At 62.6% G+C, this 11,693-nt stretch carries 9 protein-coding genes; 4 read left to right on the top strand and 5 right to left on the bottom strand.

Annotation, left to right across the window (positions count from 1 at the left end):
• Nucleotides 1–21 precede the first annotated feature (21 nt).
• On the bottom strand, nt 22–1,143 hold the full coding sequence (locus tag FHW97_RS07995) for a LacI family DNA-binding transcriptional regulator (protein WP_171798561.1): 1,122 nt from the start codon (nt 1,141–1,143) through the stop codon (nt 22–24).
• Between the two features lie 131 nt (nt 1,144–1,274).
• Between FHW97_RS07995 and FHW97_RS07990 the strand changes: the two genes are divergently transcribed.
• The 4 genes from FHW97_RS07990 to FHW97_RS07975 all read left to right on the top strand — a co-directional run bounded on the left by FHW97_RS07990 (nt 1,275) and on the right by FHW97_RS07975 (nt 6,616).
• The gene (locus FHW97_RS07990; RefSeq protein ID WP_171798560.1) at nt 1,275–3,515 is read left to right on the top strand and encodes a glycoside hydrolase family 3 C-terminal domain-containing protein; all 2,241 of its coding nucleotides are present in this window, start codon (nt 1,275–1,277) and stop codon (nt 3,513–3,515) included.
• A 5-nt stretch (nt 3,516–3,520) separates the two neighbouring features.
• Complete coding sequence (locus tag FHW97_RS07985) at nt 3,521–5,062, top strand: carboxylesterase/lipase family protein (RefSeq protein WP_253941646.1); 1,542 nt, start codon at nt 3,521–3,523, stop codon at nt 5,060–5,062.
• 102 nt (nt 5,063–5,164) lie between these two features.
• Nucleotides 5,165–5,605, top strand: coding sequence for an Rrf2 family transcriptional regulator (locus FHW97_RS07980; protein WP_022677031.1), 441 nt, complete (start codon nt 5,165–5,167; stop codon nt 5,603–5,605).
• A 201-nt stretch (nt 5,606–5,806) separates the two neighbouring features.
• Nucleotides 5,807–6,616: an outer membrane protein assembly factor BamD gene (locus FHW97_RS07975; RefSeq protein ID WP_022677032.1), complete on the top strand. Its 810-nt coding sequence runs from the start codon at nt 5,807–5,809 to the stop codon at nt 6,614–6,616.
• 356 nt (nt 6,617–6,972) lie between these two features.
• On the opposite strand, the gene FHW97_RS07970 is transcribed toward FHW97_RS07975, so the two are convergent.
• The 4 genes from FHW97_RS07970 to amyA form a co-directional block, all read right to left on the bottom strand.
• Complete coding sequence (locus tag FHW97_RS07970; RefSeq protein ID WP_171798559.1) at nt 6,973–8,598, bottom strand: toll/interleukin-1 receptor domain-containing protein; 1,626 nt, start codon at nt 8,596–8,598, stop codon at nt 6,973–6,975.
• Nucleotides 8,599–8,951: 353 nt separating this feature from the next.
• The gene (locus FHW97_RS07965; RefSeq protein WP_171798558.1) at nt 8,952–9,692 is read right to left on the bottom strand and encodes a TonB family protein; all 741 of its coding nucleotides are present in this window, start codon (nt 9,690–9,692) and stop codon (nt 8,952–8,954) included.
• Nucleotides 9,693–9,726: 34 nt separating this feature from the next.
• Nucleotides 9,727–10,023 (bottom strand): hypothetical protein, encoded by a 297-nt coding sequence (locus FHW97_RS07960; protein WP_054131054.1) that lies wholly within the window; start codon nt 10,021–10,023, stop codon nt 9,727–9,729.
• A 135-nt stretch (nt 10,024–10,158) separates the two neighbouring features.
• Nucleotides 10,159–11,643 (bottom strand): alpha-amylase, encoded by a 1,485-nt coding sequence (amyA, locus tag FHW97_RS07955; protein WP_171798557.1) that lies wholly within the window; start codon nt 11,641–11,643, stop codon nt 10,159–10,161.
• Between the last annotated feature and the right edge of the window lie 50 nt (nt 11,644–11,693).

The raw sequence follows: 11,693 nt of genomic DNA, 5'->3' as shown, positions 1-11,693 counted from the left end.
GCAGGGGCACTGAACCGCGTTTCAGGCCTCGGGCAGGGGCGGGGCGATCGAGTCCCGCTCCACCAGGTGATAGGGCAGTAGGCGCAGCGCGGGCGCCGCATCACCCTCGCGGTCCATCAGCAGGCTGGCGGCGGCATAGCTCATTTCCTGGATCGGCTGGTAAACCGTGGTGAGGTAGGGCCAGACCGACCGCGCCACCCAGCTATCGTCAAACCCGCAGATCGACACATCGCGCGGCACTGCAAGGCCGGCCCGCGAACAGGCGACCAGCGCGCCGGCCGCCGAATCGTCGTTGGTGGCAAAGATTGCGGTGGGGCGCGGGGTGTGTGCCAGCAGATCGGCCCCGGCGCTGATGCCGCCTTCAAACGAAAACCCGCCGTTGGCTTCCACCACCGGGCCGGAGTGGCCGAGGTCTGCCAGGGCGGCAAGAAAGCCAAGGCGGCGGCGCGCGGCGGCGCCATGGTTGGGCGGCCCGGTCAGCACGCCAAAGCGGCGATGCCCGGCTTGCCACAGCATCTGCGCCACGGCCGCCCCGGCGGCCGTATCGTCCATGCCGATGCCCGGCGCCTCCAGGCTGGGCTTTTCCGGTGCGACGCGCACATGGCGCACGCCCTGTTCGCGCAGGAAATCGAGCACCACGGGCAGATCGGCCAGCGGCGGGGTCAACACAAAGCCATCGCAGCGTCCGTTGCGCAGCAATGCGGCAAGATCAGCCACGATCTCGGCATCGGGACGGGCCGAATCGATACGGTCGATGCGCAGGTGATACTGGTTGTCGACACAGGCCTGATAGGCGCCGGCCTGGATTTTCATCGTGTAGTTGGGGCTGGGATTGTCGAACAGCACGCTGATGATGAACGAGCGCGCCCCGGCCAGCGAGCGCGCCGCCAGATCGGGGACATAGTCCAGATCGGCAATCGCCTTTTCCACCTTGATACGCAGCGTATCAGATACATGCGGCTCGCGGTTGATCACACGCGACACGCTTTTGAGCGAAACCCCGGCATGCCGCGCCACATCGTTCATCGTGATGTTACCCGTCGCGCGGCCGGCTGTGGTGGGTGCAGCATCGCTGTCGGCGGCGGCGGCACTGGCGGTTGCAGAGGTGGCCGAGGGGCGGTGGCTTTGCGCGGGATCGGGCATGGGCCAAGCTATGAACGCAATTGACCGGCAAGCCAACCTGAACAGGTAATTGACAACGCTGACAAGCGGCGGCACGATAACGGAGAACAAGCAGGTGGCGCTGTGGCCATCAACGGGAAGGGTGCATGACGATGGGCAGGAGATTTCTTTCGGCCGTGGCGCTGGCTGCGGTCGGAGCAGGGCTGGCGCAGGGTTCGGCCCAGGCGCAGGCGCCAAGCAGCGCGCCGGTCGATATGACCGCGGCGCAGGCACGGGCCGATCAGACGGTCAAGGCAATGCAGCCGGACGAGCGCACCACGTTGACCCACGGCATCATGGCCATCCAGCTGTTTCCCGGTGCCCCGCCGATCCCGGCTGACGCGGTGCCAGGCGCCGGTTACATCGCCGGGTTGCCACGCCTGGGTGTGCCTGCGCTCAAGGAAACCGACGCAAGCCTTGGTGTCGCGTGGGTTTCGGGTGCGCGCAAGCGGGGCGCGACAGCGTTGCCATCGGGCATTGCCCAAGCGGCGAGCTGGGACCCGGCGGTGATGCAGGCCGGCGGTGCGATGATTGGCGCCGAAGCGCGCGCCAGCGGCTTCAACGTGCTGCTGGCGGGCGGCGTCAATCTGACGCGCGATCCGCGCAATGGGCGCACGTTCGAATATCTCTCGGAAGACCCGCTGCTGTCGGGCGTGCTGGTGGGCGCGGCGATCCGGGGCATCCAATCCAACAATATCATTTCCACGATCAAGCACTTCGCGCTCAATGGCCAGGAAACCGGGCGGCAGTTCGTGGATATCCAGATCGGCAACGCCGCGGCGCGCGAAAGCGATCTGCTGGCTTTCCAGATCGGCATCGAACAGGGCCAGCCCGGCTCTGTCATGTGCGCCTATAACCGCGTCAACGGTGATCGCGCGTGCGACAACAGCTGGCTGCTCAACACCGTGCTCAAGCGCGATTGGGGCTACAAGGGCTTCGTCATGTCTGACTGGGGCGCGGTACCCGGGCTCGATGCGGCGATGGCCGGGCTTGATCAGCAATCGGGCGAACAGCTCGACAAGGCGGTCTATTTCGGCAGCAAGCTGGCGGAAAAGGCGGCGAGCGACAAGGCTTGGGCGGCGCGCGTGGCTGACATGAACCGCCGCGTGCTGACCGCGATCTATGCCATCGGCGTCGACAAGAACCCGGTAACGCCGGGCGGGCACTGGGATGCGGCGGCGCATGCGGCCGTTGCCGAACAGACGGCGATTGCCGGCATGGTCTTGCTGCGCAACCAGAACAACGCCCTGCCGCTGCTGCGCGATGCCAAGAGCGTGGCGGTGATCGGCGGCTATGCCGATGGCGGCGTGCTGTCGGGCGGCGGATCGAGCCAGGTGCAGGGCGATGGCGGGCCCGTGGTGTCGCGCCCGGTGCTGGCTGGCGGCATGTTTGCCGGCATCATGCAGCAGCAGTTCCACCGCTCCAGCCCGCTCGATGCGATCAAGGCGCGGGTGCCGCAGGCGGCCATCCATTTCCGTGACGGGCGCTATATTGCCGATGCGGTAGAGGCGGCGCGCCGGTCTGACGTGGCGATCGTGTTCGCCACCGAATGGCGCACCGAAGGGCTCGATCAGCCCGATCTGTCCTTGCCCGATGGCCAGGATGCGCTGATCGCAGCTGTGGCCGCCGCCAATCCGCGCACGATCGTGGTGCTGGAAACCGGTGGCCCGGTGGCGATGCCGTGGCTGGACCAGACCGCCGCCGTGCTCGAAGCGTGGTATCCCGGCGCGCGCGGGGGCGAGGCGATCGCCAAGGTGCTGTTTGGAGAGGCCAACCCCGGTGGGCGTCTGCCGGTTACCTTCCCGGCCAGCGTGGCGCAACTGCCCCGGCCCAAGCTCGATGGCAGCGATACGCTCGATCCCGATTTCATGGGCAACCCGCCCACGCCGACCACCACGCTCAAGGCCGATTACAATATCGAGGGTTCGGACGTGGGCTATCGCTGGTTTGCCCGCACCGGGGCCAAGCCGCTGTTCCCGTTCGGCTATGGCCTGAGCTACACCAGCTTTGCCCAGGATGGGTTGAGCGTGGATGGCAAGACCGCACGCTTTACCCTGCGCAACACCGGCAAGGTGGCGGGCGATGATGTCGGCCAGGTCTATCTGGTCGATCGTGCCGGCACGGCCAAGCGCCGCCTCGTCGGCTTTACCCGCGTGCATCTGGAGCCGGGCGAAAGCAAGACTGTCAGCGTGGCGATCGACCAGCGCCTGCTCGCCGATTGGCGGGATGATGGCAAGGGCAGTGGCGGCTGGACGCTGCCGGCGGGCAACTATGGCTTTGCGCTGGGCAGCGATGCGCAGACGCTGGGGCAGGTGGTGACGGTGCGCCTGGCGGCGCGCAACTGGAAGGATTGAAGATCATGACCTTTCGCAAAACGCTGATGCTGTCAGGATTGATGCTTGCTGGCGCGCTGTCGCTGCCGGGCGCTACGCTTGCCAAGGCTGCGCCAGCGGCGCCTGCCGCGCCAACCGTGGCGGTGGCCCAGGGCACCCTGGTGGGGGCGGTGGAAGGCACCGTCGCCAGTTTCAAGGGCATTCCCTATGCCGCGCCGCCGGTCGGTGACTTGCGCTGGCGCGCGCCACAGCCGGCTGCGGCATGGAGCGCGCCGCGCGATGCCACGCACTATGGCCACGATTGCGCGCAGGCGCCGTTCCCGCCCGATGCCGCGCCGATCCGCACCCAGCCGGCCGAGGACTGCCTCTATCTCAACGTGTGGAAGCCGGCGGGCGCGGCCGCCAATGCGCGGCTGCCGGTGATGGTGTGGGTGCATGGCGGCGGCTTCGTCAACGGCGGCACCTCGCCAGCGGTCTATTCCGGCGCGGCTTTTGCCCGCGATGGCGTGGTCCTGGTCAGCCTCAACTATCGGCTGGGCCGGTTCGGGTTCTTTGCCCATCCTGCGCTCAAGGATGAGGGGCTGGGCGGCAACTTCGGCTTCCTCGATCAGATCGCCGCGCTCAAGTGGGTTCAGGCCAATGTCGCCGCATTCGGTGGCGATCCGGCTAATGTGACCGTGTTCGGCGAAAGTGCTGGCGGGATGAGCATGCACATGATGCTGCAATCGCCGTTGGCGCGCGGACTGTTCGCCCGCGCGATCATCGAATCCGGCGGTGGGCGCGATGGCACCTTGCCGATGCCGACGATGGCCCGCGCGGCCAAGATCGGCGCCGATTTTGCCCCCGGCCTTGATGCCGCCGCCCTGCGCGCGCTGCCCGAGGAAAAGGTGACCGGCAACCTCAGCATGATGACCATGGCGCAGACCGGCTATTCCGGGCCGATGGTGGATGGGCAAACGATCGTGGGCGCGTCCAACGATGCGGCCGCCGCCGGTATCGATGCGCCGGTGCCGGTAATGATCGGCGCCAATTCGGCCGATGGCTTTTCGTTTGTCAACGACAAGCCGACGCTGTTCGCTGCCTATGGCGGCGATGCGGACAAGGCGCGCGCACTTTATGATCCCCAGGGCACGGCCACGGGCCTGGTCGTGGGGACGATGACCAGCGCCGATCGCATGTTCATCGAGCCGGCGCGCACCATCGCGCGCACGCTGGCTCCGCGTCAGCCGGTCTATCTCTATCGCTTTGCCTATGCCCATCCCGAGCCGCTCGAAAAGATGGGCGGCGCGCCGCATGCCTCGGAACTGCCCTATGTGTTTGACAGCCTGGCCGGGCGCACCACGCCCAAGGCCATCGCTGCCGAACAGCCCGTGGCTGATCTGACGCACAAGATGTGGGTGGCGTTTGCCAAGACCGGGCGCCCCGATGGCCTGCCTGGCCTGGCGCCCTGGCCCAAGGTGACGCCCACCGACACGACCGTGCACCTGATCACCGCAGCGGGCGCAACGCAGGTGGAAGATCCCTATCGCGCGCGGATCGATTTCGTGGAGCAGCGGATCAAGCCATAAGACCCCGATCCCGGTGCAATGCTGCGGGCAATCGCCGCGTTGCACCGGGATATTCAAGCGTTGGCGTTGACATTCGCGCGCAACCGGCTTTTTGTATTTCCCATGCTCTCGCAAAAAACGCGTTATACGATCCGTGCCCTGCAGCATCTGTCCGACACGTTTGGACAAGGCCCGGTGCGGCTTGACGCGATTGCCGAGGCGCAGAATATCCCGCGCAAGTTCCTGACCGTGATCCTGTCGGAAATGGCCCGCGAAGGCGTGGTGGTTTCACAGCGCGGTCGCGACGGCGGCTATGAGCTGGCGCTGCCCCCGGTGGACATCCGCTATGGCGACATCATCCGCTTGACGCGCGGCAGCCTGGCCCTGGTGCCCTGCGCCAGCCGCAATGCCCACGAACACTGCGCGAACTGCCTGCCCGAAGCCGATTGCCGCCTGCGCGGGCTGATGATCCGCCTGCGCGATGAAATGGCAGACATGCTGGACAAGGTGACCCTGGCCGACGCGATCACGCTGGTGCCGCCGTTCGAAGAGACCGCGGTCTAATCCTTCCCCGCTTCTCGTCACCCCGGACGTGATCCGGGGTCTCGCTGCTTGTGCACCGTCCAGAAAAAGCGGGATTCCGGGTCACGCCCAGGATGACGAAGGATCGGGGCATTCCCGGAAAAATGCAATCAACCGCAACTTTTGCGGGGGTCGCGCAACCTTCGCTTGGCGAGTGCCAAGCCGCTGGCTATAGGACGGCGCATGACCCTTCCTGCTTCTGGCCGCAGCCCGCTGCGCATCGCCGTTCTTGCCGCCGCCACTGTTGCCATGGGCCTGACCGCTGGGTGTGCGGGTGGGGGCAAGGCCAAGAAGGACGTGGCCTATGTCGCCCGCGACGTGGATACGCTCTACATGACGGCCAAGGACCGGCTGGACAAAGGCGACGCCAAGCAGGCCGCCGCGCTGTTCGACGAAGTGGAGCGCCAGCACCCCTATTCGCCCTGGGCCCGCCGTGCGCAGCTGATGGGCGCGTTCAGCTATTATGTGGCGCGCGACTATGCCAAGTCGGTGCAGACCGCGCAGCGCTTCCTGTCGATCCACCCCGGCAACAAGGACGCGCCCTATGCCTATTACCTGGTAGCGCTGTGCTATTACGAGCAGATCAGCGACGTCACGCGCGACCAGAAGATCACCCAGCAGGCGCTGACCGCGCTGACCGAAGTGATCCGCCGCTATCCCAACACCGACTATGCCACCGACGCCCGCCTCAAGCTTGACCTGGTGAACGACCACCTGGCCGGCAAGGAAATGGAAGTGGGCCGCTTTTACGAAAAGAGCGGCAAGTGGCTGGCCGGCACGCTGCGCTTCCGCGTGGTGATCGACAAGTACCAGACCACCAGCCACACGCCTGAGGCGCTGTTCCGCCTGGTCGAATGCTACCTGGCCCTGGGCATCCGCGACGAAGCCCAGAAGACCGCCGCCGTGCTGGGCGCCAATTACCCCGGCAGCGAATGGTACAAGCGCGCCTTCAAGCTGATGAACGCCAAGGGTGACGATATCAGCGCGGTGTGATTTGGGGCGGTGATTGCAAGGTTCGGGAAGGGCGCCTGCGGGGCGCCCTTTTTTTGGGGTGTGGGGTGGCGCCGCGAAAGGTGACATTGAGGGCTCCTTTGCGCTCATCGAAAGCAGCCGCTTGTTCAGCGGAGGCGCGCTGGAGAGACCCTCCGGAAAGCCCAGGACGCTTCAGGAGCCACATTCGGGCGAAACCGCCATCTGATAGCCCTTGGCTCCCCAAACTCCTTGACGTATGAATGGCTCTAGGTGGGTCCCATGGTCCAGGGACCTTCATGAAGCCAAGAGGCAGTTTCCCACCAAACTTCGGCCGCTTCCGAGTAAGTGGTCAGCGTAGGTCCTCGCCCTTCGTCCGGTCAAACTGCGGTACCTATCGTTTTTAATCCGCATAGATCATTCAAATCAAGTAGCATCATTCCAAATCTCGGCATCAAGCCGGGATTTTGATGATAGACCTTCATGATGGCCGAAAACTCGTCTTTTGTTTGCACGCCAAGACAGGGCAGAAGTTTATTAAAATAGCGGATTGATTTGCATCTTGCAAATACCTCGAGAGTTTTTCCATAGCGACCTGCATATATCGTTGTGAGAGGCCACCAGTTTCTCTGGTTTTCCACAGACATTGATCTTATAAAACAAATAAGATCAAAGCTTATTGTGTAATTGAATTTTATATCAGTAGCCCCAATTTGGGCTTTTAGTAAATCCGCCTGTAAAGATGTTCTTTGTAGATTAAGTCTTTGGTTGCGTCTTTCAAGTGAGGTGCAGTGGATATTAAAAGATGAATAGTCTTTCATTGCACTATTCGTAAATCGACTGTCAAAATAATATTCTGTTTCAAGAATATAGCGAAGTGCTTCAAAATTTTCACTTTTGACGAGAACTGAGCCTAGTGTGTAGAATGCAGAAAATGACAAAAATTTGAAATGATCAAATTCAACTTCATCTGCTGGAAATTCTTGGGGGCCTTCTGAAAATTCAAAAAGCCTCTCAAGAAAGCGGTGTATACATTCTGATAATTGGCCATCAATCTTGCTTAAACATATTTTATGAAAAACGATGGAAAGCTCTGTAATTAGAGGGCGCATACTCTCAATGCGTTCGAAAACTGCATCGTCCGGAATTTTATCTTTTATGTCGTCTTGCTTAATTTTAAATTGTGAAAGATCGCTGTAAAATCTTTCAAAATAATCTTTCAAGAGCGGAATTGATGGGGTGGTCCCCCGCGCAGCGGATTCCAAAATTCGTCTGTATGGAATGGTCGTTGAAAATGCTACGGCGCTCGAATTTTCAATCAAAAACGAGGGAGGGGAGCCGATAATTGGCCTTTTATTTAGCGGCTTATCCCAAATCCATCGTATCAATTTTTCAAATTCTTGCGCGTAAGTTTCAAAATTTTCAAGATCAATCCATATTTTTGAGCTATAGTAAATTGGAAGATATGGCATTCCATTTTCATTGCGCTCTTTGATTACGGCTACGTACTTATTTTGTTGGGCGGACCGATAAATTTCGGGAGTTATGATTTGTGCTTCAATACCCGCTCCGCCGACTCGGCTATTTGATTTCTCACAATAGGCACGGTCACAGACCATAATAACTTTTTTTACGGATTCATCATATACCATACTCTCCATGAAGGCATTGCTATCATGGCCAGCTTGAAGATCCCATTTGTCATAGACGACATGCACACCACTGGCAGTAAGTTCGTGTGCAAGCCGGTCCACCCAAGCCTGGTGATCGTGGTCCGTCCAGCTGTAGGAAATGAAAACCTTGGGTGGTATCGAATCTTGCGAGTTTTCCATCCCGGCGATGATAGCTGCACTGGTATAATCGGCAAGAAAAGCGACAGCAGGCGCCAGACTTATCCACAGTAACCCGACTATTTTGTTCCTTGAAGCAATCAATAACCGCTTCCAAAAGCGCCTTGTGACCTTAGGCAGTGCGGAGAAATTCCACAGCCAACCGGCTGGAGGCAAAAACGCAACTCCGAGGAATCGAGGAAGCGTGATATCGGAAATATTGCGCGACGAGTCGACGCGGAAATAGCGATTTTGGTCCAGCCCAAGATGGTTTGCCCCGCAAAAAGCCCTGGAATAGTCACTCGGCCTTGTAAGAGGCCCAACTCGTGCCTCCCAGGGTCTTTTCGGTGCAGCCGTGGCCCTATGGAAGGGCCCACGCAGGCTAAAAAGCTGCAGCCTCGTGGTCGTTTAAGCGACGATTCCGAGCTGTGTAAACGAAAGGCAGCCAAGTCCAATCTGCAGCCCAAAGCCAACTTACCGGTTGGTCCGCAAAAACGGACATTCCCCATCAACCAACTCACCCAACCAACTCACCCACCGTCCGTAATCATCCCCATCGTCCACTCCTGGTCATAATCCACCTCGCCCGCCACGGCATGCCCGGCGGCATCGCGCGCGGGGCGGAAGCGGAAGCGTTGTAGGACGAGGGTGCAGGTGGTCGCGTCGAGCGCGGCGTTGTGGCTCGATTGGGTGATGTGGCAGGCGCTGGGGCGGCCTTGCGGGGTTACCGCGATGGTGACGGAGGTGGTGCCCTGGGCGTGCGCTTCGCGCGCCGCGAGGGGGTAGTCTGACGATTTGATCTTGCCGCCGGTCCATTCCGGGTCGCTGCCGCCAGCGCCGTCACCGTTTCCGCTGGCGCCCGAGCCGGTGCCATTGCCGCTGCCGCCAGCGCCGCTGCCGGGGCCGGGCGTGGGCGCGGCGCCGTTGTGGCTTTGCGTTCCGAGCGCCACTTGCGGGGCGACGGGGATCGGTGGCGGTGGGGCGTGGATGACCAGCGGGGCATAGACCGGCGCTGCCTTGGCGCGCAGGGCAGGGGGGGCGGACTTGCCGCTGGGCCGATGATGATGGCTGGGTGGTGGTGGCGGCGGTTGCGCGGGCGGTGGCGTCGGGTCGAGCCGGACTGCCGTCAGCCAGTCGCGGGTGGCCTGGCGCAGGCCCGCCGGCTGGGCGAGGCCGAGCCACAGGGCAATGGCGAGGCCCACTTCGATGCCGGCGGCGATGCCGGCAGAGACGAGCCGGGATGATCGGGGCTGCGTGGCGGAAAAGGCCATGATTGGCACGCCAGGCCACGCAGCCCCAGATCGGTTAGCGGCAGCGCTTCTTGGCAGTAAGCGTGCGGTCGATCGCGCGGCCACCCAGGGCGCCGCCCACGGCACCCGCGACGATGCCCACCGGGCCGCCGATCAGGGCATGGCCGAGCAGCGCGCCACCGGCGCCACCGGCCACCAGGCCGGTCGTGCCGCTGGAGTGACGGCACCAGCGATAGTGCGCGCGCGACGAATAGTGATGGCGGGCAAACGCCGGCGTCGCGTCGATCGCGGTGAGGCCGAACGCCGCGACAATCGCGGGGGCCAGCGCGAGCTTGCGGTTGAATGAGCGCATGATTGTGTCCTTCCCGTTGTTACAATCCAGCAATAATGCCAGGGGTAACGACCGAAGTGGCGGTTGGTTCACGCCACGGGCGATGAAATCTCTGTAATGATCGTAAATCGTTGTAATAGCGTGTAAATTTATGGTTCAGGCAGCGTCCTGGCGCACCCATACGCTGACACTACCGCCCTCGCACCGCACGGCCAGCGCCCCCTGGTCATCCGCCACGCATTCGCCCTGGGCGTGGCCCAGCCAATCGACGAACGTGGCGCCGGCGTGATCGGGGCCAAGCTGCGCGGTGAGCGTGGCGGGTTCGCCATTGCTGAGGATCACCACGCAGCCCGGGGCATCGGCGGTGCCATGGCGGATGAAGCCGATGCAGGTGGGGCTGTCGAACAGGTCGGTCTGGGCTCCATGGGCGAAGCGCTGGCGCGCCTGGGTCAACCGGGCAAGGCAGGCAACCGGGGCAAGGGTAATGTCGTAGTTCTCCCCGTCGCCGCCGGTATCGGCATAGCTGGCGCCATAGAGATCGGGGTGGAACAGGCAGGGCACGCCGCCTTCGCGCAGCAGGATCAGGGCATAGGCCAGCGGCTTGAACCAGTCTTCCACCGGCGCCTCGAGCGCCTGAAGCGGCTGGGTATCGTGGTTGGCAACCAGGGTAACGGCGTGTTCGGGCAGGCTTTGCACCAGCGTGCCGTCAAAGATCGTACGCAGATCGTAATCGGCGCCAGCGTGCGATGCGTCGGAGAAATGGTGGACGAGCGCGGCATCGAACAGTGGCAACTGGTGGTCGACGCGATCGAGATAGGTGTGCAGCGCGGCCAGATCGGGTTGCCAGTATTCGGCCACCACGAACAGATCGGGGCTGATCGCCTCGCGGCAATGGCCCACCCAATCGCGGAAGAACCATGCGGGAATGTGCTTGGCCGCATCCAGGCGAAAACCATCGACCGCCACCTGGTCTGCCAGCCAGCGCCCCCAAAACTTGAGCTCCTCATAGACCGCGCGATTGCGGAATTCGACATCGGCACCCATCAGGAAATCGAAGTTGCCGAGTTCCTCGTCCACCTCTTCGTTCCATTCGCCATCGCCATACTGGTTGACGAGGCGAAACACGCCGTCTTCCTGCGGGTCTTCGATGCGGTCCACTCCGCTGAAGCACTTGTGATCCCATATGAAGCGCGAGTGCGCGCCGGCGCGACCGGGAAAGGTGAAGCGGGTGTGGGTGGTGGCGTCGAAGGCCTCGTCCTCGATCTGCGTGCGATCGTCGGGATTGGTGCGACGCACGCTGACGCGTTCGGTTTCGTCGGCTCCCATCTTGTGATCGAACACCACATCGTGGATCACGCGCAGGCCATGCTCGCGCAGGGCGGCGCAGGCCGCCTCGAGCGCGGCGCGGGTGCCGTATTTGGTGGGCACGGTGCCCTTCTGGTCAAACTCGCCCAGATCGAACAGGTCGTAGGTATCGTAGCCTACCGAACTGGTGCCGCTGGCGCCCTTGTAGGCGGGCGGCAGCCACACGTCGGTGACGCCCATCTCGGCCAGGCCCGGCGCGGCGCGGGCGGTATCGTCCCACAGCGCGCCTTCGGGCAGGTACCAATGGAACATCTGAATCAGGGTGCGCTGCGACATGGGAAGCTCCGATGGGAGAAAGCTTCCCGGCAAATGCCCCAGCGCGGGAT

Origin of the sequence: Novosphingobium sp. SG754 (assembly GCF_013149315.1) — a bacterium.
GTDB lineage: Bacteria > Pseudomonadota > Alphaproteobacteria > Sphingomonadales > Sphingomonadaceae > Novosphingobium > Novosphingobium capsulatum.
The sequence above is the reverse complement of the archived record's forward strand: the minus strand, read 5'-3'. Positions and strand labels throughout refer to the sequence as shown.